We start from the raw sequence: 23,182 nt of genomic DNA, 5'->3' as shown, positions 1-23,182 counted from the left end.
CGAGCAAGGCAAAGCAGAGACGGACGGGCTGGCTTCGGTCCCTCTCAGCATCGGCGGATCGCGAGCGCGACATCGGTCGCGAACGGTGGCACCTCCAGCTTCAACCTACCGTCCGCTTGCGCCCGCCATTCCGCCGCTTGCGTGCCGGCCGCAGTATCCCAGCCGACTATGTGGTAGCTAGCCGGAGCCAGCCCAGGCAGGTCGATCATGACGGGCTCGGTTTGCACGTCGGCCTGCAGCATGCCGTTGGGCCCGATCGTTTCGCGGTGCACCAACCAGGCCACCGCCTGGGCATCGTCGCCGCAGGCTACCGCCGCGACATCGGGGCGGGAAACCCGCACCCGGCCGCAGAGATGGACACGTCGGAACCGACTCCAGTCGATCAGCGGCAGGAAACCCGCCAGCGAGCGCTGCGCCCGCCGCATGCCGGGTGTGAGCACATGCGGCGTACGGTTCGGCCAGCGCATGCCGCCACCGGCACCGCCGGCAGCCAGGTGCGCCCATTGCATATGGCGGAAATATTCGTCGTCGAACGGCTCCGGCAGCGTGATCTTCTTGTCCTTGAAGGTATGGATCGGGCCATGTTCGCTGTCGAGGAACGGCCGGCCATCGCGAGTTTCGGCCAGGGCCTCGCCGACGATCCGCCCCAGGCCGAGCGCCGGGGCCACTGTGTCGCGGGGATGATCGATCGTGCCCTCCTCGTAGATGTGGAGGGAGGCGAAGTCGAGATCCGGATGCCGGAAGATGGGTTCGCGGAGCGGCATGTGCGCCCGCCAGCGAAGCTCCGGTCCGAAGAGCGAAACCGTTTGCGGGTGGGAGCGGCCGTAGAGCGAAATCTCCAGCCGGCGAACGAAAGCACCGAGATCGTGGATGAAGTCGCCGAAATCGTCGGCGCTGCCTTCGGCCTGCTCGGGATGGATCTCGTTCCAGAGGTCCCAAGCGAAGAGCGCGCCGCTGCCGCCCCATCTGCGCACCGCGAATTCCAGCCTTGCCTTGATGGCGCGGCGCGTGGCCGTGCAGACCAGAAAGCGCGAGGGCTGATCCAGCACGCCGCCGTTCCTCTGATTATAGGGGTGATGACGCCAGTGCCGCCACTGCCAAAATGTATCGAACGGGGTGAGCAATATTCTCAAACCGTGCTTTTCACAGAGACGAAAAAGATCGTCCCACAGCCGCACCATGGCAGGAACGAAGCGACCGAGCGGCCGCTCGAAGTAGCGGTGGCGGACCTGAGCATATTCCAGCATCAGCCTGAGGCAGGTGACGCCGCTTTGCTTAAGCCAGCGGAGGTGAGCCTCCACGCCGGCTATGTCCTTGCGCCGGAACAGCCCATTTAGCTCAGGCCAGCTTATCGCGTCATTCTGCCCGATCGGCATCCACGGCTCGCCGTCCTCAGTGGCGAAATATGAGCCGGCCACCGTGATCCACTGCAGACCCGCGAACCGGACAGCGAGTAAGCGCTCCGCGTCACTGGTCGTGCTGTCCGTTAATCCCGTGTTGTCCAAGTGGCTTTCCGGTATTCCCCAAGGCACTCCAAACTGTCTCAGGGGAAAAATGTTCACCGGCGCCGGCGCAAAAATCGCAGCCCGCCCGGGCCTCATCGCCGAGAGAATGGCCCGTTACAGAAAACGGCCAGCTGATCTGCTCCAGTTCGTTCGACTGAAAACCCTAGCTACGATCGCTCGCCGCGATCCCGGCCGTAGGGGCCTGGGCAGGCCACCGAAAGCCAACCAAGTCAAGTCATAGCGACGAGCAGAGATTCGCCGCGGGATCTCGCCAACCAGGAAGGCCGGCTTCAGGCGATCCTCTGCTGAAGCTGCGGCATGTCTTCGCTCTTCCGCAGACCCGTTGCGACGACCGACACCCGAAACTTTCCGGCCAACGCCTGGTCGAAGATGGCGCCGACGATAATGTCGGCGTCGGCGTCGACCTCTTCCCGTATCCGTGTCGCGGCTTCGTCGACCTCGAAGAGCGTCATGTCCGTGCCGCCGCAGATCGATACCAGCAAGCCTCTGGCGCCCGTCATGGAAGCCTCATCGAGCAGCGGGTTGGCGATTGCTGCCTCGGCCGCCGTCCTTGCGCGGCCCTCCCCCGAGGCTTCACCGGTTCCCATCATCGCCCGGCCCATGTCCCGCATCACCGACTTCACGTCGGCAAAATCGAGATTGATCAGGCCTTCCTTCACGATGAGATCCGTGATGCAGCCGACACCGGCGTAGAGAACACGGTCCGCCATAGCGAAGGCATCGGCAAATGTCGTCCTGGCGTCGGCGACCCTGAAAAGGTTCTGGTTGGGGATCACGATCACGGTATCGGCGCTTTCGCGAAGGCGGTCTATGCCCTCCTCGGCGGCCTGGGACCTGCGCTTGCCCTCGAACGTGAAAGGCTTGGTAACCACCGCCACCGTCAAAATGCCGGCATCGCGCGCCGCACGCGCAATGACGGGCGCGGCGCCAGTCCCGGTGCCGCCTCCCATGCCCGCCGTGATGAAACACATGTGCGTTCCCGCCAGATGATCCATGATCTCGTCGATGGATTCCTCGGCGGCCGCGCTGCCGACGTGGGGGAGAGATCCGGCGCCCAAGCCCTCGGTCACATGCGCACCCAACTGGATCAGCCGCGGCGACTTTGACATTGTGAGCGCCTGGGCGTCGGTATTGGCGACGACGAACTCGACCCCCTGCAGGCCTTCAGCGATCATGTTGTTGACGGCGTTTCCGCCAGCGCCGCCGACCCCGACAACGGTGATCTTAGGTCTCATCTCCAGGATTTCCGGCTTGGCAGTCATTGTGATCTCTCTACGGGACGCAGTGGCTGCGCCAGAGCAACTAGCAAACGAATCAGATGGTCCCGCCAAGATCAGGGAATCAGAGGACAGGCCTCCCCGCAAGGTCAAGCTGAGGGCATCAAATCGCAAGTTTGCTTCAGGAGCGCCGTAGTCCCGAGCGCAAACCTGCGTGAACCGGTGGGGGGCGGGGGCGACGAAAGACAAATGGTTCAGCCGAAGCAGCCCGCGTCCTCTTCCCTGAGATACGTCCGGGCCGCTTCGGACCGTCGCGCGGCCAGCAGCCCTGAGGACCGCGATCCGTCGCAAACAGAGCCGGAGACGTCCTGCTCACGAGGTTGATAAATCCCGCCGGCTCTCTAAGTTCGCCTTGGGGCACCTTGACTTCGCGCTGGTCCGGCAAACGATCGGACTTAGGCGCAAGAACGGTGATTGTCGATGACAAGCGCGGCGTCGGGCACCTTGGCGGGCCTTTTGTGCTTTCTGTCCCTGACCGCTGCTGCTCCACGGGCGTTCGCCCAGCAACCGACCGTGCAGCCGGCCGGAGCGATCAAGCCGGACGAGAAGATCACCGAAATCAAGCTAGGCTATTTACGGGCCTACGCGCCGCGCCTGACGCTTTCCCTGCTAGACGAGCCGCCGCGTGACGAAGGTGTCGCCGGCGCCAATGTCGCCATCGGCGACAACAACACGACGGGCAGGTTCATCAAGCAGAAATTCAGCCTCGACGTCACCGAGATAAAACCGGAAGCCGACGCGCTTCAGGCATTCAACGCGTTGATTGACAAAGGCGACCGCTATGTGATCGCGGACCTCTCGGCCAAGCAGCTGCTGTCGATCGCCGACATCGCCCGCGACAAGGGCGTGCTGATCTTCAACGTGGGCGCCACCGACGACAGACTGCGCGAGGAGGACTGCCGCATAAACGTCTTCCACATCGCGCCGACGCGAAGCATGCTCGCCGACGCTCTGGCGCAGTATCTGATGGTGAAGAAATGGCCGAACTGGGTGCTGCTCTACGGCTCGCATGACGAGGACCGCCTCTATGCCGACGCGTTGCGCCGCTCGGCAGCCCGCTTCGGCGGGCAGATCGTCGCGGAGAAGGAATTCAAGGATACCGGGACGGCGCGCCGCACTGACACCGGAGCCACGCAGATACAGCAACAGATTTCGGTATTCACGCAGGACCTGCCGGAGCATGACGTGCTGCTTGTGGCCGATGAAAGCGAGGTGTTCGGGAGCTACGTGCCCTACCGCAGCTGGACGCCGCGGCTCGTCGCAGGCACGGCCGGTCTTGTGGCGTCGTCATGGCATCCCGCGAGTGAACAGTGGGGCGGCATTCAAATGCAAAATCGCTTCCTGAAGACAGCAGGCCGGCGAATGATGTCCAAGGACATGTCGGCCTGGACGGCCGTGCGGGCCGTCGGCGAAGCCACTACGCGCACCAATGGCGACGATCCGAAAAAGATCAGCGATTACATCCGCTCGGACGACTTCTCGGTCGCCGCCTTCAAGGGACAGAAGCTGACCTTCCGCAAATGGAACCTCCAGCTTCGCCAGCCGATCCTGCTTGGCGATGCCACATCGGTCGTCTCGACATCTCCCCAGGAGGGCTATCTCCACCAGGTCTCCGAGCTCGACACCCTCGGCATCGATCAGCCGGAAACGAAATGCGTTCTCAAGTAGCGCCGATCGGGAGGAATTCGTGCAGAGCCGAGCTTGCATACTCGCCATTCTCGCAACCGGCGTCATGGCCGACCCGGCATCGGCCTACACGGCCTACGTCTCAAATGAGAAGGACAATACGATCACCGTCGTCGACACGGCGACGATGCAGGTGGTCAAGACCGTCGACGTCGGCCAGAGACCGCGCGGCATCACCATCTCGCACGACGGCAAGTTCATCTATTTGTGCGCCAGCGACGACAATACGATCCAAATCATCGATACCAGGACGCTGCAGGTCGTCGGCACGCTGCCCTCCGGCGACGATCCCGAATTGTTCGTGCTTTCGCCCGACGGCAAGACGCTCTACGTCGCCAACGAAAACGACAATCTGGTCACCGCGATCGACCTCGACAGCAAGCAAGTCACGTCCGAGATCCCGGTCGGCGTGGAACCCGAAGGCATGGCCGTCAGCCCCGACGGCAAGACCCTGGTCAACACCTCGGAGACCACCAGCATGGCGCATTTCATCGACACCGAGAGCCATGAGGTAACCGACAACGTGCTGGTCGACACGCGCCCGCGCTTCGCCGCGTTCAAGCCCGACGGCTCGCAGGTCTGGGTCAGTGCCGAGATCGGCGGCACCGTCAGCGTCATCGACAACACCAAGCGCCAGGTCGTGAAGAGGATCAAGTTCGCGATTCCCGGACTGCGAGCCGAAACCATCCAGCCGGTCGGCATCGCCATCAGCGCCGACGGGAAGAAGGCTTATATCGCGCTCGGCCCGGCGAACCATGTCGCAGTGATCAACACCGAAACCTACGAGGTTGAAAAATACATCCTCGTCGGACAGCGCGTCTGGCATCTGGACTTCACCCCCGATCAGAAGACACTGATCACAACGAACGGCAATTCCAACGACATCACTTTCATCGATACGGCGACCGAGGAGCCGGTTCAGTCGGTCACCGTGGGTCAGCAGCCGTGGGGGGTGGTCATATCGCCCAAGTAGAAAAGCAGCCGGAAGATTAGGCCTTGAAGCCGGGGCCAAAGACGTCGAGCGCGCTAGATAAGCATCCTGAAGGAGCATCCATGCAGCATGCGAGGACAGCGAAAACGGGGAACGGAGCGGCGGCACTCGATGTCGCCGGCGTCAGCCATTCCTATGGTCCGAAGCGGGCGCTCAACGACGTTTCGTTCTCGATCGCGCCGGCGACTTTCACCGCCCTTCTCGGTCTCAACGGCGCCGGCAAGACGACCCTGTTCTCGCTGATCAGCCACCTCTACGACACGCGCCAGGGATCGATCCGCATCTTCGGCCATGACGTCAGCCGTGCGTCCGGCGAGGCGCTGAGGCGGGTCGGCATCGTATTCCAGGCACGCACGCTCGACCTCGACCTGAGCGTATACCAGAACCTCTCCTATCACGCCTCGCTGCACGGCATCGGACGGCACGAAGCCCGGCAGCGCATTGCAGCGCTGATCGAGACGGTCGACATGCAAGGCCGTCAGCATGACAAGGCTCGCAGCCTTTCCGGCGGCCAGATGCGGCGCATCGAGATCGTCCGGGCGCTGCTCCATCGCCCGTCTCTGCTGCTGCTCGACGAGGCGACGGTGGGTCTCGACATCCAGTCGCGCGCGGGCATTCTTGCCGCGATCCGCAAGCTGGTCGAAACCGAGGGCATCGGCGTGCTTTGGGCCACCCACCTGATCGACGAGGTTGAAGATGGCGACCAGGTCGTCGTGCTGCGGCAAGGTGACCTGGTCGCCAAAGGCAAAGTGGCCGACGTGGTCAAAGCGAGTGGTGCCGCGTCGATCCGCGACGCCTTTTCCAAACTCAGCCGCGGCGAAGCAGCCGCCCAGGCGGAGATCTCGCCATGAGCACTCCCGCAATGCCGGAAAAGGTCGCCGCCGTCACGCCAGTGAAGTCCGGCGCCTTCGGCTTTCGTCACTACCTCATCTGCCTCAAAGGCGTCGTCGTGCGGGAAGGGCTGCGCTTCCTGCACCAGCGCGAGCGCTTCATCTCGTCGCTGGTACGACCGCTCGTCTGGCTGTTCATTTTTGCCGCTGGATTCCGGCAGGTGCTCGGGGTCTCGATCATCCCGCCCTACAAGACCTACGTGCTCTACGAGGTCTACATCACGCCGGGCTTGTGCGGCATGATCCTGCTGTTCTCGGGCATGCAGTCTTCGCTGTCGATGGTCTATGACCGTGAGATGGGCAATATGCGCATCCTGCTGGTCAGCCCATTTCCCCGCTGGTATCTGCTGGTGTCGAAGATGCTCGCCGGCGTTTCCGTTTCGATCGCGCAGGTTTATGCCTTTCTGATCGTTGCCTGGTTCTGGGGCGTCAAGGCGCCGCCGCTCGGTTACCTATGCGTGCTGCCGGCCCTGTTCCTGTCGGGGATGATGCTTTGCGCGCTCGGCATGCTTTTGTCCTCGATGATCAAGCAGCTCGAGAACTTCGCCGGCATCATGAACTTCGTCATCTTTCCCGGCTATTTCGCGTCGCCGGCGCTCTACCCATTATGGCGCATCCAGGAAGCGAGCCCGCTGCTTTACAAGCTCTGCCTCGCCAACCCCTTTACTTATGCCGTCGAGCTGATCCGCTTCGCCTTCTACGGGCAGATCGATTGGGTGTCGCTGGGTGTCGTCGCCGGCTGCACGCTGCTGTTTCTCGGGGGCGCCATCATCGCTTATGACCCTTCGCGCGGCCTGATAACCCGCAAGCAAGGCACGGGAGGAAACGGTTGATGGAACGGATGAGCCTTGTTCGCAGCCTGGTTGCGGCTGTCATGCTCATGCCCCACGCCGGCGCCACGGCCGCGAACACCGATCCGGACTGGCCCTGCATGCAGCGCAAGGTGCCGCAACTGGTCGCCGGGGTGAGCTTGATCGAACGGGAGAGAGACGGAGCTAAGGAACTGATCCTTGAGCTAGGCAGTTGTGTTCTGTTCCTGTGTTTTTTGGCTGTTTGAGAACCCAGCGTTTCATTTGTCCATTGTGAGGTGATGGATGAGCCATTGCATTGCCCGCAATGGCGCCAATGACGACCGGTCCCTTCGGGCTGGCTAAAGAGGAGAATGCAATGAAGAAGAAGAGCTGGAAGAAACCGACGATGTGCCAGGTTGCCGCGGGCTTCGAGATTTCGCGGTATCTGCCTGCTGAAACGCCTCCCAGGAAGTAGGCCGCAGAGCTGCGTGTCCCTAGCTGTGGGGGCATGCATCCCCTTGCCGCTTGAGGTCGTCGCGACGGGGGTTGCCGCGGGAAACGCGGGCGCGAAGCCGTTTGCCACCGAGAATTTGGCGCCGGTCAAATGGGCCGCAGAGCAGGCATCGCCATGCGCGTGAAGATCATAGGATCGGCGGCGGGAGGCGGCTTTCCGCAATGGAACTGCAACTTTCACCTGAGCCGCTCGGCTCGGAGCGGCATGGCCGGCGTGCATTCGCGGACCCAGTCGTCCATTGCCGTATCGGCTGACGGGACAGGCTGGGTTCTGTTCAACGCGTCGCCCGACATTGGCCGCCAGATTGCGCAAACGCCTGAACTGCAGCCCGCGGCCGATGCGCCGCTGCGCTCGACGCCCATCCGCGCGGTCGTGCTGACGAATGGCGACGTCGACCATATCGCCGGCCTGCTCAGCCTGCGGGAGCGGCAGCCCTTCGCAATCTATGCAACGGCACAGGTGCTGGCGACGCTGGCGGCGAATTCGATCTTCAACGTTCTCGATCCGGCGATCGTGCCGCGCCGCCTTCTGGCGCCAACGGAGGAACTGGCGATCTGCAACGCGGACGGCCAGGAGACCGGCGTGGTCGTCGACGCCTTTCCCGTGCCCGGCAAGATCGCGCTCTATCTCGAGCAAAGAGGCGATCCAAATGCCGATTTCAGCTCCGACACGGGCGACACGATCGGCGTGCGTGTCAACGGGGCTGGAAGTCGCGCCGCTGTCTTCTACATTCCCGGCTGCGCGGGCATCGATGCCGCCCTGCGCACGCGTCTGGCGGACGCCGCCTGCCTTCTGTTCGACGGCACTGTCTATACAGACGACGAGATGATCCTCGCCGGCGTTGGCCAGAAGACCGGTGCGCGCATGGGGCACATCGCAATGTCTGGAGAAGCGGGTTCGATCGCCGCCTTGGCCGATGTGAGGATCGGCCGCCGCGTCTTCATCCACATCAACAATACCAATCCTATTCTCGACGAGAGTTCCGCCGAACACGCGGCGGTCAGAGCGGCTGGCTGGGAGATCGGGAGCGACGGAATGGAGATCGAACTTTGAGCGACTTCCACGACGCGGCGCGACATGGTCTGTCCAAGAGCGAGCTCGAGGCCGTGCTGCGGCAGGTCGGCGCCGAGCGTTATCACAACCGCCATCCCTTTCATCACAGGATGACCAGTGGCGTGCTGACGAAGGCCGAAATGCAGGCCTGGGCACTAAACCGCTACTGCTACCAGGCCGTCATTCCGCGCAAGGACGCCGTGATCCTGGCACATGCCGAGGATCCGGCGTTTCGCGCCGCCTGGCGCAATCGCATCGAGGATCACGACGGCGAGGACGGCTGGAGCGGCGGCATCGCGCGCTGGCTGCATCTGGCGACCTCGCTCGGGCTCGATGCCGAAGCCGTCAAGAGCGAAAGGCTGGCGCTGCCGGCGACCCGCTTCGCCGTCGGCGCCTATCTTTCCTTCTGCACGAACCGCACGCTGCTCGAGGCGGTGGCATCGTCGCTGACCGAGATGTTCTCGCCGATCATCATCGGCGAGCGAGTGCCGGCGATGCTGGCCAAATACGACTACATCACCGAGGACACGCTGGCCTATTTCAGCCGGCGGCCGGAACAGGCAACGCGCGACGCCGACTTCGCCCTCGCCTATGTGCTGGGCCACGCCGAGACGGCCGAGCGCCAGCAGCAGGCGATCGATGCGCTGGTGTTCAAATGCGATATATTGTGGGCCATGCTCGATGCGCTTCAACATGCCTATGGCGCGCCGGGAAACGTCCCTCCGGGCGCCTTCCAGCCGGAGGCAACCCGATGATGGCGCTGCGCGAGAGAGCCATCGTCTCCTTGCAATCGATGCCATCGCTGCCGAGGCACGTGCGTATACAATACGATCCCGTGCGGCAGGCCTTCGCCGTGCTTTCGCCGGAGAGGGTATTCTGGCCGAACGATATCAGTCTCGACATATTGCGCCGCTGCGACGGGCGGTCCACCGTCGGCTACATCATCGCTGGTCTTGCGGCCGATTACGATGCTGAACAGAAGGCCGTAGCGGCCGATGTCATCGCCTTCCTCCAGGAATGGTCGGACAAGCTGCTGGTGAAGCTATGAGCGAGCCGCTTCTGCCTCCGATCGGCATGCTGGCGGAACTGACGCATCGCTGCCCGCTGCAGTGCCCTTATTGCTCCAATCCGCTCGAATTGCTCAAGGCCGATCGTGAGCTCGACACCCAGACCTGGCTCGATCTTTTCTCGCAGGCCGCCGATCTCGGCGTTCTGCAGGTGCATCTGTCCGGCGGCGAGCCGACGCTGCGCCGCGATCTCGGGCAATTGATCGCCGGGCTTTCGGCGCGCGGTGTCTACACCAACCTCATCACCGCCGGCATCAACATTGCCGAGGGCCGGATCGCGGCCTTTGCCGAAGCCGGGCTCGACCACCTGCAGCTGAGCTTCCAGGGCGCCCGCCCGGCGACGACCGACCGTATCGGCAACCACAGCGGCAGCCACGAAAAGAAGCTGGAGACGGCACGCCGCGCCCGCGCGGCCGGGTTGCCGCTCACCATCAATGCGCCGATCCATTGCCACAACATCGAGGAAGTGCCGGAATTCATCGACCTGGCTCTTTCGCTGGACGCCGAGCGGCTCGAGATCGCCAATGTGCAGTATGCCGGCTGGGCGCTGGCCAATCGCAATACGCTGATGCCCGAACGCGCCGCGGTCGAGCGGCAAGCGGAGATCGTCGCGGCGGCGCAAGCACGGCTTGCCGGCGTCATCAACATCGATTTCGTCCCGCCGGATTATTTCGCCGTCTATCCCAAGCCGTGCATGGGCGGCTGGGCGCGCGACGCCTTCATGGTGACGCCCGACGGCACGGTGCTGCCATGCCATGCCGCGCAGACCATTCCTGCGCTCCGCTTCGAGCGTTTCGGAGAGCGCTCGCTGGCCGAGATCTGGACCGATTCACCGGCATTCAATGCCTTTCGCGGTACCGAATGGATGCAGGAGCCGTGCCGAAGCTGCGAGCGGCGCGAGTTCGATTGGGGCGGCTGCAGATGTCAGGCGATGGCGATTGCCGGCGATGCCGCTGCAACGGATCCGGTGTGCATCAAATCGCCGATCCATGCCCGCATGGGCATGCTCACCGACGAAACTCGGCGCGCCGCGGCAGACAATGCGGCGGGCGAACCCTTCATTTACCGTCGGATAAGAGCTGTGGCGGAGCTCGGCTGACCGTTCTTCCCCTGGGTGGTCCCCAATAGGATAGAACCGGAATTCGGCATGGCGGGATTTGTGCGAAAGCGTCGCCTAAATTCGTTCCAGCGCGACGCGCTTTAGAGAGGGTCAAGGCGCAGTTTGTCCCGGGCGATCTTCCAGGCGGATTCGACGTGGCGCCGTGCCGCGGCTTCCGCCTCCTGCGGCTTACGCGCCCGGATCGCATCCATAATCGCGTTCATCTCGGCGATCGCCGGCTCGCGACGGTTTGCCGAGGCGATCGTCATCGAACGCAGCTGGTTGATGCGCACATTCAACCCGCTGACGATCTCCCAGGCGACACGCTTGTCCGCAGCCTCGAAAAGCGCTTCGTAGAACTTCGTCGTCGCGCGCATCACTGCCGGCGGCTTGCCCGAGGCCCAGGCCTCGAAGAGCTCGCCGAGGGCGTGCTCCAGTACGGCCAGTTGGCCATTGGTGGCCGATTGCGCGCAGGCGCGCGCCGCGATGCCCTCGAGCAAAGCCCTGAGCTCATAGATCTCGTCGGTGCGGCCGATATCCGGTTTGGCCACAGCCGGACCATGCCCGGGGATCATCTGCACAAGGCCTTCAGCCTCCAGCTGCCGCAGGACCTCGCGCACAACCGATCGGCTGACGCCGAGCTGGTCGCAAAGCGGCCGCTCGACGAGCCTTTCGCCGGGCTGGAAATGAAAATCCATTATGGCCTCGCGCATGCGCTCAAGGGCCAATGTTCTCAAGGTTTTGGCGCTGCGATCGATGCGAAGCGTGTCGTCCTGCATGTCTCTGCTCCCTTGGCCGCCACGAAAACAGATTCCATGGCCGGTTGACAAGGTGTTTGGTGCTCCATACTATGGTATACCATAAGACGACAGAGAAGTTGGCATTTTCTCGAGCGCCACCTGACAGAGGTTTCCATGCAGCCGGCCATTCGCAAGATCGTCACTTACAGCGAGAACACGCTGATCGAAGGCGGCAAGGCAGCATCCAAGCCGCTGCGCCTGATCGGCATCGCCGCCGTGCTGACGAACCCCTGGGCGGGTCGCGGCTTCATCGAGGATCTTTCGCCCGAAATCCGCGCCTTTGCGCCGGCGCTTGGAGAAACCCTGACCCGCGAGATCGTTGCCGCCGCCGGCTCGGCCGAGGCGATCGAGGGCTACGGCAAGGCCGCGATCTGCGGCACGTCGGGCGAGATCGAGCATGCCTCGGCGCTGATCCACACACTGCATTTCGGCAATCATTATCGCCGCGCCGTCGCCGCCAAGACCTATCTCGCCTTCACCAATCTGCGTGGTGGGCCGAACACACCGATCATGATTCCGCTGATGGACAAGAATGACGAGGGCCGTCGCTCGCACTATCTGACCGTGCATTTCCAGATCGGCGACGCACCGGCGCCGGACGAGTTGGTCGTGGCGCTCGGTGCTTCGATCGGCGGCCGTCCTCACCATCGCATCGGCGACCGCTATCAGGACCTCAAGGAAGTGGGCGACCTGCATGGATGACGCCGTCGCACCTGGATGGACCCGGGCAGCCGCGCCCGACGGAACCGGCTTTATCCGCGCCGGATCGGGCGCGCCGGTGCTGTTCATCCACGGCGTCGGCATGAACGCGACGATCTGGCAGCCGCAGACCCAGCGGATGGCTGACCGCTTCGACCTGATCGCCATCGACATGCTTGGCCACGGCCGCTCGCCGCTGCCGCCGCAGGAGCCGGAACTCGCCGACTATGCCGCGCAGGCGATCCGGCTGCTCGATCATCTCGGCCTCGACAAGGTGTCCGTCGTCGGTCACTCGATGGGGGCTTTGGTCGCGCAGGAACTCGCGCTGCTAGCGCCGAAGCGCATCCGCCGTGTCGTGTCGCTCAACGCCGTGTTCCGTCGTCCGCCTGATCTGGCCCAAGCCGTGCTCGAGCGCGCGGCGGCGCTCACCGGCCACGGCGATGCGGCGGGGGTCGCCGAGACCATCGCCCGCTGGTTCGGCGATCCGGTTCCGGCCGAGCTCACGGCGGCGGCCGGGAAGGCGGCGGCAGCGTTGAGCGAGGTCGATCCCGAAGGCTACGCCCGCACCTATCGCCTGTTCGCCCGTGCCGACGGCGACCACGCCGAGCGCCTGCAGACCCTGGCCATGCCGGCCCTGTTCATCACCGGCTCCGAGGACAAGAACTCCTCGCCGGCAATGTCGGCCGCCATGGCCAGGCTCGCGCCGCATGGCCGCTGCACCGTTCTCGCCGGCCAAAGGCACATGATGGCGGTGGCGGCACCGGATCTCACCTCACGATGCATCGCCGAGTTCCTGAACGAAGGTGAAAGCCTGGAGCAAGGAGCAGCAGCGGACGCCAGCTTCGACAGCGGCGAGTTCCGGCGTGCGCTCGGCTCCTTCCTAACCGGCGTCACCATCGTCACCACGATCGGCGCGGAAGGCGAGCCGCGCGGCTTCACCGCCAACTCGTTCACATCGGTGTCGCTTGATCCGCCGCTGGTGCTGGTCTGCATCGCCCACAAGGCGCTCGGTCATCCGGTGTTTGCGACATCGAAGAGCTTCGCCATCAACATTTTGAACGAGACCCAGAAAGCGGCCTCCGGCATCTTCGCCTCCAAGGCAGCGGATAAATTCGCGTCGGTCGACTGGCGCCCGGGGAAGACCGGCAGTCCGGTTCTCGACGGCTCGGTCGCAACCTTCGACTGCGATCTGGAGCGGTTGGTCGAGGCGGGCGACCATTCGATCCTGATCGGCCGCGTCCGCGACTTCCAGCACAATTCCTCGCAGCCTCTCGGCTATTGCCGCGGCGCCTACATCACGCCCGGGCTCAGTCAGGAGGCGCTGGCCGCCGCCCAGCCCGGCACCGATGTCGGCGCCATCCTCGAAAACGGCGGCCGTATCCTGTTCCTGGAAACGCCAGACGGCTTCCTCGAACTGCCGCGCGGCCGGGGGCTGGGCTCGGCAAGCGACGGCAAGAGCCTCAACGGGCTTCTGGCCGCAAAGGCCATCGAGGCCCAGCTCGGCTTCCTCTTCGCCGTATGGGACGACGCGGGCAATCCCTCGCGCACCCATGTTTACTATCGCGGTACCTTCGGCGTGCCGGCTTCCAGCGATCGAGGCATCCGGCTGATCGACATCGACGCGATCGACGGCTCGAAGATCGCCGATCCGGCCATCCGCTCGATGCTCACCCGCTATGTGCGCGAATGCACTGAAGACGCATTCGGCGTCTATGTCGGCAACGAGGTCGAAGGCGAGGTAAGGCCGCTCGCCAGGACCGCCGCCCTCAATACAGGTGACCAGGGATGAAGTTCTCGCTCTTCGTGCATATGGAACGCTCGGATCTCGCCAAGCCGCATTCGGAGTTGTTGCGCGAGCTGGGTGAGCTGGTCCTACTGGCGGAACAGGCGGGCTTCGAGACCGCCTGGATCGGCGAGCATCACGGGATGGAGTTCACCATCTCGCCCAATCCGTTCATCAACATCGCCTATCTTGCGGCCAAGACCAGCCGCATCCGCCTCGGCACCGGAACCATCATCGCGCCCTTCTGGCACCCGATCAAGCTTGCCGGCGAGGCGGCGATGACCGACGTGATTGCCGGCGGCCGGCTCGACATCGGCATCGCCCGGGGCGCCTACAGCTACGAATATCAGCGCGTCTTCCCCGGGCTCGATGCCTGGGGCGCCGGGCAGCGCATGCGCGAGATCATTCCGGCGATCCGAGGTCTCTGGGACGGCGACTACGAGCACTCCGGCGAATTCTGGCAGTTCCCGCCAACCACCTCCTCTCCCAAGCCCCTGCAAAAACCCTACCCGCCGATCTGGGTGGCGGCGCGCGATCCGAACTCGCACGACTTCGCTGTCGCCAACGGATGCAAGGTCCAAGTGACGCCACTGGCGTCCGGCGACGATGAGGTTGCAAGCCTGATGCAGCGGTTTAACGACGCCTGCGCCGCGCATCCTGAAATCCCGCGTCCGGAAATCATGCTCTTGATGCACACGTTCGTCGCCGAGGACGCCGCCGATGCCGATCGGCTGAGCCAGGATCTGTCGAACTTCTACTGCCAGTTCGGCGCCTGGTTCCAGAACAAGAAGCCGGTGCACCAGGGCATTTTGGAACCGCTGAGCGCCGAAGAGATCGCGGCCATGCCGCAATACGCGCCGGACAAGATGCGCCAGAACCTGGTGATCGGCGAGGCGCACGAGGTGGTCGCGCGGCTGAAAGCCTATGAGACGCTAGGCTTCGACCAGTACTCGATCTGGATCGACAGCGGCCTTTCGCACGCGCGCAAGAAGAAATCGCTGCAATTGTTCATCGACCGGGTGATGCCGGCCTGCATCTGATCGCGAACGAACGGGCAAGGCCATGACCGACGCCGCATTCAGGAACTTCATCGACGGCCGCTTCGACGAGCCGTCGGCCAGCTTCGACAGCATCGATCCGTCGACCGGCGCGCCATGGGCGAAGATGCCGGCGGCGGATGAATCCGATGTCGACCGCGCCGTCGAGGCCGCGCATCGTGCGCTGCGCACCGGCCCCTGGGCGTCGATGACAGCAACCGCGCGGGGCAAGCTGCTGGTCAGGCTCGGCGACCTCGTGGCCGCCAATGCGGGCCGCCTGGCCGAGTTGGAGACGCGCGACACCGGCAAGATCATCCGCGAGACGCGCGCCCAGATCGCCTATGTCGGCGACTATTACCGCTACTATGGCGGGCTCGCCGACAAGCATGAAGGCGCGCATGTGCCGATCGACAAGGCCGATCTCGACGTCACCATCCGCCGCGAGCCGATCGGCGTCGTCGCCGCGGTGGTGCCGTGGAACTCGCAGCTCTTCCTCTCGGCGGTCAAGCTCGGCCCGGCGCTTGCCGCGGGCTGCACGGTGGTGCTCAAGGCCTCAGAAGACGGCCCGGCACCGTTGCTCGCCTTCGCCGAGTTGGTCAGCGAAGCCGGCTTTCCGGCCGGCACCGTCAACATCCTCACGGGCTTCGGCCAGGAGTGCGGACGGCGCCTGACCAGCCACCCGCTGGTCTCGCGCGTCGCTTTCACCGGCGGCCCGGCCACGGCGCGCGCCATCGTCAGGAACACGGCGGAAAACCTCGCGCACACGACGCTCGAGCTCGGCGGCAAGAGCCCGGTCGTCGTCTTTGCCGACGCCGACCTCGACAGCGCCGCCAATGCGGTCGTCGCCGGCATCTTTGCGGCGACCGGACAGAGCTGCGTCGCCGGCTCGCGCCTGCTGATCGAGCGCTCCGCGAGGCAAGAATTCCTCGGCCGGTTGAAGCGCAAGGCCGAAGCGATCCGCATCGGCGATCCTCAGGATCCGGCCACCGAAATGGGGCCGCTCGCGACCCTGCGCCAGCGCGACCGGATCGAGACGATCGTCGCCGAAAGCCTCGCCGCCGGCGGCATGCTGGTCACCGGCGGCAAACGCCCCGACGCCGGCGCTGGCTTCTACTATGCACCGACGATTGTCGATGCCGGTGATAGCAACCTGCCCTGCGTGCGCGAGGAATTGTTCGGGCCGGTGTTGAGCGTGCTCGCCTTCGACACCGAGGCCGAGGCATTGGCTCTAGCCAACGACACGCCCTTCGGTCTCGCCTCCGGCGTCTTCACCTCGAATCTCGGCAAGGCGCACCGCATGGCGCGCGACATCCGTGCCGGCGTCGTCTGGGTCAACACCTATCGCGCCGTTTCGCCGCTCGTTCCCTTCGGCGGCTACGGGTTGTCGGGTCTTGGCCGCGAAGGCGGGCTCGACGCCATCCGCGACTACACGCGCTCGAAATCGGTCTGGATCAAGACCTCGGACGAGCCGATTCCCGATCCCTTCGTCATGCGCTGAGAACGCATGCCGAGGGTGCAGCGACAAGAACAAGAAACGGAACAGAGAAATCAGAGGAGAATGACATGAGACTGATCTTAGCCGGCGTGCTCGCCGGACTGCTGTCGGCAACCGCCGCCAAGGCCGACGAAATGGTATTCACCAGCTGGGGCGGCACCACGCAGGAAGCGCAGACCAAGTCCTGGGCCGAGCCATTCGCGGCGAGCTCCGGCATCAAGGTGCTGCAGGACGGCCCGACCGACTACGGCAAGCTGAAGGCCATGGTGGACGCCAAGAACGTGACCTGGGACGTGGTCGACGTGGAAATGGATTTCGCCATCAAGGCCGCCAAGGACGGGCTGCTCGAGCCGATCGACTTCGCCGCCGTGCCGAAGGCCGATCTCGACCCACGCTTCAGCAACGAGCACGCCGTCGGCAGCTTCTACTATTCCTTCGTGCTGGCCTGGAACAAGGGCGTGGTTTCGGGTGAACCGACAAGCTGGGCCGACATGTTCGACACCAAGAAGTTTCCCGGCAAACGGACCTTCTACAAATGGTCGGCGCCGGGCGTGATCGAGATCGCGCTGCTCGCCGACGGTGTGCCGGCGGACAAGCTCTATCCGCTCGATCTCGAGCGCGCTTTCAAGAAGCTCGACACGATCAAGTCGGATATCGTCTGGTGGGGCGGCGGCGCGGAGTCGCAGCAGCTCATCGCTTCGGGCGAGGCTGCCTTCGGGCAGCTCTGGAACGGCCGTGTCTTTGCGCTCGAGAAGGACGGCGCCGATGTCGGCGTCTCCTGGAACCAGAACCTCACCGCCGCTGACGTTCTCGTCGTGCCGAAGGGCGCCAAGAACAAGGACAGCGCGATGAAGTTCCTCGCCGCCGCGACCAGCCCGACCGGCCAGGCGAAATTCGCCGAGGCAAGCGGCTACGCGCCGATCAACACCAAGGCCAAGGCCGAAATGCCCGCCGACGTGGTGAAAGGGCTGCCCGACGCGCATGTCGAGGGTCAGATCAATCTCGACATGAACTACTGGGCCGAGCACCGCGACGAGATCGCCACGCGTTGGTACGCCTGGCAGACCAAGTAGCGCCACAGGAAGCCGGGGCGCGGCAAGCCGCGCCCCCTTCGGACGACGGGAACCGCTCGATGCAAGCACACTCCCTCAGCCGCGGCTCGATTGCCGGCCTGCCGGCCGGCAGCGGCGGCGCCCTGCCGGCCCTGGTGCTGGTCGGCCTGTTCTTTGTCGTGCCGGTGGTCGCGCTCTTGCTGCGCAGCGTCACCGATCCCGAGCCCGGCCTGCAGAACTATGCCGCGCTGTTCGGCAGCGGCACTTATGTGCGGGTGTTTCTCAACACCTTCCTGGTCGCGGCCGTCGTCACCGTCGTAACCATCGTCGTCGCGTTTCCGGTCGCCTGGATGCTGGCGATCATGCCGCCGGCGCTCGGTTCGGTCGTCTTCGGCATCATCATCCTGTCGATGTGGACCAATCTCCTCACCCGCACCTATGCCTGGATGGTGCTTTTGCAGCGCACCGGTGTGATCAACCGGGCGCTGATGGGGCTCGGCGTCATCCACGAGCCGCTGCCGCTCATCAACAATTTGACCGGCGTCACCATCGGCATGGTCTACATCATGCTGCCCTTCATGATCCTGCCGCTGGTCGGCACGCTGCGTGCCATCGATCCGATGACGCTGCGCGCCGCCGCCCTTTGCGGCGCAAGCCCGTCGCAGGCATTCCGCCGCATCCTGCTACCGCTGTCGCTGCCCGGCATCGCCGCCGGCGGGCTGATGGTCTTCGTCATGTCGCTCGGCTATTTCGTGACGCCCGCGCTGCTCGGCGGCACATCGAACATGATGCTCGCCGAAATGATCGCCCAGACGGTGCAGTCGCTGCTCAACTGGGGGCTCGGAAGTGCTGCGGCCTTCGTGCTGCTCGCCGTCACCATGGTGCTCTACGCGATCCAATTGCGCATGGTCGGCGCCAGGCGCCTCGCCGGAGGGCTCTAAGATGCTGCTCGACTACGACCGGCTCGGATGGCTGCGTGCGGCGCTCGCCGGCTTCACTGCGCTCATCACGGCTTTCCTTCTGTTACCGGTGGTCTTCATCGTCCTGTTGTCGTTCGGCTCGTCGCGCTGGCTGGCCTTTCCGCCACCCGGCTGGACGCTGAAATGGTATCAGGAACTGCTCGCCGACCCGGCCTGGGTCGAAGCCGCTTTGACCAGCGCGAAGATCGCCGCGATGGCCGCCATCCTCGCGGTTCTGATCGGCCTGCTCGCCTCCTTCAGCCTGGTCAGGGGCGAGTTTCGCGGCCGGCAGCTCCTGCGCGGCCTGCTGCTGACGCCGATGGTGCTGCCGGTGGTGGTTTTCGCCATCGCCATCTACGCCTTTTTCCTGCGCATCGGGCTCGCCGGCACGACGATCGGTTTCGTCATCGCCCACACCATCCTGGCGCTGCCCTTCGCCATCATTCCGATCGCCACCGCGCTCGAAGGTTTCGACAAATCCATCGAGGACGCGGCAATCGTGTGCGGGGCCAGTCCGCTGCAGGCGAGGCTCAGGATCACCCTGCCCTCGATCCGCATCGGCATCTTCTCGGCGGCGATCTTTTCCTTCCTCGCCTCATGGGACGAGGTGGTGGTGGCGATCTTCATGGCGAGCCCGACCCTGCAGACCTTGCCGGTGAAGATCTGGGGCAGCCTGCGTGCCGATCTGAGCCCGGTCGTCGCCGCCGCCTCCAGCCTGCTCGTCGGCCTCACCCTGTGCCTGATGATCGTCACCGCACTCCTTCGCAGAAGACTGTCCAGATGACCCGGCCATTCCTGTCCATCCGCGCGGTGAGAAAGGCGTTCGGCGCCTTCGTCGCCGTCCACGACGTCACCATCGATGTGCCGAAGGGCGAATTCCTGACCTTTCTCGGGCCGTCAGGCTCCGGCAAGTCGACGACGCTCTATGCGATCGCCGGTTTCCAGGATCCGACGTCGGGCGACGTGCTTTTGGAAGACAAGTCGCTGCTTTCGGTGCCGTCGCACAAGCGCAACATCGGCATGGTGTTCCAGCGCTACACGCTGTTCCCGCATCTGAGCGTCGCCGAGAACGTAGCCTTTCCGCTGCGGGTGCGCCGCCGGCCGGATGCCGAAGTGAAGCGCAAGGTCGCCGATATGCTGGCGCTGGTGCGCCTGGAAAAATTTGCCGACCGCTATCCGGGCGCGCTGTCCGGCGGCCAGCAGCAGCGCGTGGCGCTTGCCCGCGCGCTCGCCTACGATCCCCCGATCCTGTTGATGGACGAGCCGCTGTCGGCCCTCGACAAGAAACTGCGCCAGGAAATCCAGGCCGAGATCCGCCGCATCCACCGCGAGACCGGCGTCACCGTCCTCTATGTCACGCACGACCAGGAAGAGGCGCTGCACCTTTCCGACCGCATCGCCTTGTTCAAGGAAGGCCGCATCGAGCAGATCGGCACCGGCGAAGACCTTTATCTCAGACCAGCAAGCGAGTTCGTCGCCGGCTTCATCGGCAACTCCAACTTCCTGCCGGCGGAGCACCTCGAAACAGAGAACGGCGTTGCCTTGGTGCGGTTGGCCGATGGCTCGCTCGTCAAGGGCGTGAAAGCCACACAGGCGCTTGGCCGCGGCCAAAAGGCCAGGCTGATGGTGCGGCCGGAAGCGTTCCGCCTGACGCCCATGGAGGGGAATGCGTCGCTTGCCGTCGAGATCGTCGACACCGCCTTCTTCGGCGATCGCCGGCGCGTCGTGGCGCGCACCGGGTCGGGCGACGAGATCGATGTCAGGCCAACTTCGGATACAGCCGAACCGGGCGGCACCGATGCCGCTTCTGGCCGGCAGATTTTCTTCGATCCGACTACGGCCTTCCTGTTTCCGGTCTGAAGGCAGGCTGGGTCATCCCGGCGACTGGCCCGCCGCCATCCAGTGCCGCGTCGTCACAACCGCGATCGTTTCGCGCCACGCCGGAGACCGGAACGCCTCTATGCGGCTCACCCAGGTGAGGTCGAGCTATGATGGGCACTCGCTGGACCCGCGGTCGCGCGTAGAAGGCACGCCGGCCGGCGATCGCGGGCCGCAATGCTGGTCGAAGAAATCTGCAAGGCGATGAAGATCGGTTAGGACCGTGTGCCGCCGGGCCGATCAGCACGATCCTGTCGCCGCAGAGACGTCGGCCATCCTCCTGTTGGATGCTCCGCCTTGATCAGAGGTCCACGCAAACCGGCCCTAGGGGACGGGTGCAGCAGGCGAGTACGTATCCCATGGCCTTCTCCTCTGCGCTGAGCCCGCCGAGATCGAGCATTTCCACATCGCCGCTCAGCGGGGACGCGTTAGACCGTCATCCTCATGTCATCCGGCCGCGTGGGCGATGAAGAGATCGAGTAGTTGCGTGCGACCGGAGCGCCGTCGATCAGCAGATTCTGCATGATGAACTGGCCAGATTTGAACTGGCTCGCCTGCCCGCCCTTTGGCGAGAAGACGAACGTCTTTACGTCGTGTGTCTCCTGAATGGTGCGGCGACAGATCAGCGTAAGACGCTCCCTGAAGCGGTTGGATCGGCAGGACGAGCAAAAAGAACTGAAGGCGTTCATCAGCTGGCTCGCGTTTAACGAGCCGAGCTTGCCAGCGGGCCTTACCCGAACACCATCTTCTTGCACCGGCTCTTGGCATGCTGCTGCTGGCGCCGATCGCATCGGCATCCTCAGCAATAGGCCGCTGACGGGTCGGCGCCGGTTTTTGCGACAAACCGCTGGGCTATGGCGAAGACGCATTTGCGCCTTGGCAGGTCAACGTATGGCTTTAGAAATGGGCAGCTGGTGCCGACCGGCGATACGGCACGCGTCCCTTCTATGACGCCTCCGCCGGCCGCACCCCAACCAAGGAGCATTCCATGACCTGGAGCGGCGTGTTTCCAGCAGTGACGACCAAGATGCAGGCTTCCGGCGCAGTCGACCTGAAAGCCACGCAAGCCAGCATCGAGCGGCTTGTTCAGAACGGCGTGTCGGGCGTGATCGTCCTGCCCATGCTTGGCGAGAATGCCACGCTGACACAGGCCGAGCGCGATGCCGTGGTTGCAGCAGCCAGGGAAGTCGTGGCGGGACGGGTGCCGCTGCTCTCCGGTCTTGCGGAATTGTCCACCGACGACGCGGCCGCGGCGGCTCGCAACTACCAGAAGCTCGGAGCCGAGGGGCTGATGACCTTCCCCAGTCTCGCCTATCGCACCGACCGCCATGAGACCGTGGCATGGTACAAGACCGTGGCCGAGGCCAGCGATCTGCCGGTGATGATCTACAACAATCCGCTCGCCTACAAGGTCGACGTCGACGTCGAGACGCTGAAGGCGCTGGTCGATGTTCCCGGCATCGTCGCCATCAAGGAAGAGACCGGCGATATCCGCAGGGTAACCGACCTGTTCAACGCCTTCGGCGACCGTTTCGACATCTTCTGCGGCGTCGACGATCTTATCCTTGAAAGCCTGACGCTCGGTGTTGTCGGCTGGGTGTCGGGCATGACCAATGCATGGCCGGCCGAGTGCGTATCGCTGTTCAACGCCGCCCGCGGCGGGGATTTCGCGGCAGCGCTTCCGCTCTACCGGCTGATGACGCCGGCATTTCATCTCGATACGGACGTCAAGCTGGTGCAGTACATCAAATTTGCCGAGCATCTGGTGTACGGCGCTCCGGAACACGTTCGAAAGCCGCGCCTGCCGATCGGCGGCGAGGAACGGTCGAAGGTGGAAGCGGTCATCAGGAAGACGATTTCCGATCTCGCAGCGCCGAAACGTGTTTGAGAAACGAAGGTGACGGCGCTGCGGACCGCCGAGCAGTCGGCCATGGTCAACTGCCGGTTCGCACCCGTACCTTTTCGGCGAAGGCCTCCACCTCGCCTTGACGAGGTTGCTTGCCGGTGTGCGTGAGCAGGTAGGCCGGCGTCAGAGACAGACGGTTGCTCACCGGCTCGACGATCTCGAGCGAGTAATAACCGATTTGCGTGAAGTACAGCACGCGCGCCCGCACGAAGGCTTCGGTATCTGCGTAACCGTGCCGCAAAAACATCGCCCGGATGGCATCGACCCGCGCATCGTCTTCCTCGTTCACGATACGATGGACCTTGGCGGACTGGCGCGACCAGGCACGCACCGCGAAATCCAAGCGCGGATTGAACAGCTTCTCATCCAGCCAGCACTCGAAGACATTGAGCACGGCCTCAGTTATCGACGCGGCGGGCCGGCCGGCCTGCTCGAGGATGAAGCGGGTGTTGTTGTTGCGCCAATAGTCGAGAAGCTGATCGAGCAGGTCCTGACGGCTCTTGAAGTACCAGTAGAAACTGGAACGGGAGACGTTCAGCTTCTGCCCGAGCGCGAGGACGCGCACCGCCTCCACGCCCTCTGAGATCAGCGTCTCCAGCGCGAGCTTCATCCAGTCCTCGCGCGTCACCTTGGTGTTGCCGATCAGACCGGACCGTTGCACGACTGCCTCTGCACTGGA

General features: G+C 64.2%; 23 protein-coding genes. 18 read left to right on the top strand and 5 right to left on the bottom strand.

Features of this window, described 5'->3' with window-relative positions; all coding sequences use genetic code 11:
- Positions 1–44: 44 nt before the first annotated feature.
- Positions 45–1,505, bottom strand: coding sequence for a hypothetical protein (locus CK224_RS20370; protein ID WP_210199664.1), 1,461 nt, complete (start codon positions 1,503–1,505; stop codon positions 45–47).
- A 290-nt stretch (positions 1,506–1,795) separates the two neighbouring features.
- Positions 1,796–2,788 carry a cell division protein FtsZ gene (gene ftsZ / locus CK224_RS20365; RefSeq protein WP_095782967.1) on the bottom strand — a complete coding sequence of 331 codons (993 nt, stop codon included), beginning with the start codon at positions 2,786–2,788 and terminating at the stop codon, positions 1,796–1,798.
- A 435-nt stretch (positions 2,789–3,223) separates the two neighbouring features.
- On the opposite strand from ftsZ, the gene CK224_RS20360 reads away from it, so the two are divergent.
- The 9 genes from CK224_RS20360 to pqqE all read left to right on the top strand — a co-directional run bounded on the left by CK224_RS20360 (position 3,224) and on the right by pqqE (position 10,894).
- Positions 3,224–4,471, top strand: a complete 1,248-nt coding sequence (locus tag CK224_RS20360) for an ABC transporter substrate-binding protein (protein WP_095782966.1) — start codon at positions 3,224–3,226, stop codon at positions 4,469–4,471.
- A gap of 19 nt (positions 4,472–4,490) precedes the next feature.
- Positions 4,491–5,462 (top strand): YVTN family beta-propeller repeat protein, encoded by a 972-nt coding sequence (locus CK224_RS20355; RefSeq protein WP_095782965.1) that lies wholly within the window; start codon positions 4,491–4,493, stop codon positions 5,460–5,462.
- A gap of 80 nt (positions 5,463–5,542) precedes the next feature.
- On the top strand, positions 5,543–6,331 hold the full coding sequence (locus CK224_RS20350) for an ATP-binding cassette domain-containing protein (RefSeq protein ID WP_095782964.1): 789 nt from the start codon (positions 5,543–5,545) through the stop codon (positions 6,329–6,331).
- Positions 6,332–6,342: 11 nt separating this feature from the next.
- Positions 6,343–7,203 (top strand): ABC transporter permease, encoded by an 861-nt coding sequence (locus tag CK224_RS20345; protein ID WP_176477981.1) that lies wholly within the window; start codon positions 6,343–6,345, stop codon positions 7,201–7,203.
- Positions 7,203–7,427: a hypothetical protein gene (locus CK224_RS20340; protein WP_095782962.1), complete on the top strand. Its 225-nt coding sequence runs from the start codon at positions 7,203–7,205 to the stop codon at positions 7,425–7,427. The genes CK224_RS20345 and CK224_RS20340 overlap by 1 nt, the downstream gene beginning before the upstream one ends.
- 362 nt (positions 7,428–7,789) lie before the next feature.
- Positions 7,790–8,728 carry a pyrroloquinoline quinone biosynthesis protein PqqB gene (gene pqqB / locus CK224_RS20335; RefSeq protein WP_095783129.1) on the top strand — a complete coding sequence of 313 codons (939 nt, stop codon included), beginning with the start codon at positions 7,790–7,792 and terminating at the stop codon, positions 8,726–8,728.
- Positions 8,725–9,483 carry a pyrroloquinoline-quinone synthase PqqC gene (pqqC, locus tag CK224_RS20330; RefSeq protein WP_095782961.1) on the top strand — a complete coding sequence of 253 codons (759 nt, stop codon included), beginning with the start codon at positions 8,725–8,727 and terminating at the stop codon, positions 9,481–9,483. Before pqqB ends, pqqC begins: the two co-directional genes overlap by 4 nt.
- Positions 9,480–9,776, top strand: coding sequence for a pyrroloquinoline quinone biosynthesis peptide chaperone PqqD (gene pqqD, locus CK224_RS20325; RefSeq protein ID WP_066993870.1), 297 nt, complete (start codon positions 9,480–9,482; stop codon positions 9,774–9,776). Before pqqC ends, pqqD begins: the two co-directional genes overlap by 4 nt.
- Complete coding sequence (pqqE, locus tag CK224_RS20320; RefSeq protein ID WP_095782960.1) at positions 9,773–10,894, top strand: pyrroloquinoline quinone biosynthesis protein PqqE; 1,122 nt, start codon at positions 9,773–9,775, stop codon at positions 10,892–10,894. Before pqqD ends, pqqE begins: the two co-directional genes overlap by 4 nt.
- Before the next feature lie 101 nt (positions 10,895–10,995).
- Here pqqE and CK224_RS20315 read toward each other — a convergent pair whose 3' ends face one another.
- On the bottom strand, positions 10,996–11,673 hold the full coding sequence (locus CK224_RS20315; RefSeq protein WP_095777416.1) for a GntR family transcriptional regulator: 678 nt from the start codon (positions 11,671–11,673) through the stop codon (positions 10,996–10,998).
- Between the two features lie 135 nt (positions 11,674–11,808).
- Between CK224_RS20315 and CK224_RS20310 the strand changes: the two genes are divergently transcribed.
- The 8 genes from CK224_RS20310 to CK224_RS20275 all read left to right on the top strand — a co-directional run bounded on the left by CK224_RS20310 (position 11,809) and on the right by CK224_RS20275 (position 20,579).
- Positions 11,809–12,396, top strand: coding sequence for an amino acid synthesis family protein (locus CK224_RS20310; protein WP_095777417.1), 588 nt, complete (start codon positions 11,809–11,811; stop codon positions 12,394–12,396).
- Positions 12,389–14,182 carry an alpha/beta fold hydrolase gene (locus CK224_RS32370; protein ID WP_095782959.1) on the top strand — a complete coding sequence of 598 codons (1,794 nt, stop codon included), beginning with the start codon at positions 12,389–12,391 and terminating at the stop codon, positions 14,180–14,182. The genes CK224_RS20310 and CK224_RS32370 overlap by 8 nt, the downstream gene beginning before the upstream one ends.
- Positions 14,179–15,216 (top strand): LLM class flavin-dependent oxidoreductase, encoded by a 1,038-nt coding sequence (locus CK224_RS20300; RefSeq protein WP_095782958.1) that lies wholly within the window; start codon positions 14,179–14,181, stop codon positions 15,214–15,216. The genes CK224_RS32370 and CK224_RS20300 overlap by 4 nt, the downstream gene beginning before the upstream one ends.
- 22 nt (positions 15,217–15,238) lie before the next feature.
- The gene (locus tag CK224_RS20295; protein ID WP_095782957.1) at positions 15,239–16,711 is read left to right on the top strand and encodes an aldehyde dehydrogenase; all 1,473 of its coding nucleotides are present in this window, start codon (positions 15,239–15,241) and stop codon (positions 16,709–16,711) included.
- 65 nt (positions 16,712–16,776) lie between these two features.
- Positions 16,777–17,781 (top strand): ABC transporter substrate-binding protein, encoded by a 1,005-nt coding sequence (locus CK224_RS20290; RefSeq protein ID WP_066993890.1) that lies wholly within the window; start codon positions 16,777–16,779, stop codon positions 17,779–17,781.
- Positions 17,782–17,840: 59 nt separating this feature from the next.
- A complete protein-coding gene (locus CK224_RS20285) occupies positions 17,841–18,701 on the top strand; it encodes an ABC transporter permease (RefSeq protein ID WP_095777421.1) in 861 nt (286 codons plus the stop codon).
- Position 18,702: 1 nt separating this feature from the next.
- A complete protein-coding gene (locus CK224_RS20280; RefSeq protein ID WP_095777422.1) occupies positions 18,703–19,503 on the top strand; it encodes an ABC transporter permease in 801 nt (266 codons plus the stop codon).
- Entirely contained in the window at positions 19,500–20,579 is a 1,080-nt protein-coding gene (locus CK224_RS20275; protein WP_095782956.1) for an ABC transporter ATP-binding protein, read from the top strand. Before CK224_RS20280 ends, CK224_RS20275 begins: the two co-directional genes overlap by 4 nt.
- 446 nt (positions 20,580–21,025) lie before the next feature.
- Here the strand turns inward: CK224_RS20275 and CK224_RS31360 are convergent, their stop codons facing one another.
- Positions 21,026–21,286 (bottom strand): FAD-binding oxidoreductase, encoded by a 261-nt coding sequence (locus CK224_RS31360; protein ID WP_095782955.1) that lies wholly within the window; start codon positions 21,284–21,286, stop codon positions 21,026–21,028.
- Between the two features lie 299 nt (positions 21,287–21,585).
- On the opposite strand from CK224_RS31360, the gene CK224_RS20265 reads away from it, so the two are divergent.
- Entirely contained in the window at positions 21,586–22,485 is a 900-nt protein-coding gene (locus CK224_RS20265; protein WP_095782954.1) for a dihydrodipicolinate synthase family protein, read from the top strand.
- Positions 22,486–22,531: 46 nt separating this feature from the next.
- On the opposite strand, the gene CK224_RS20260 is transcribed toward CK224_RS20265, so the two are convergent.
- On the bottom strand, positions 22,532–23,164 hold the full coding sequence (locus CK224_RS20260) for a TetR/AcrR family transcriptional regulator (RefSeq protein WP_348628401.1): 633 nt from the start codon (positions 23,162–23,164) through the stop codon (positions 22,532–22,534).
- Between the last annotated feature and the right edge of the window lie 18 nt (positions 23,165–23,182).

It is taken from the genome of Mesorhizobium sp. WSM3862 (genome assembly GCF_002294985.1).
Taxonomy (GTDB): Bacteria; Pseudomonadota; Alphaproteobacteria; order Rhizobiales; family Rhizobiaceae; genus Mesorhizobium.
The sequence above is the reverse complement of the archived record's forward strand: the minus strand, read 5'-3'. Positions and strand labels throughout refer to the sequence as shown.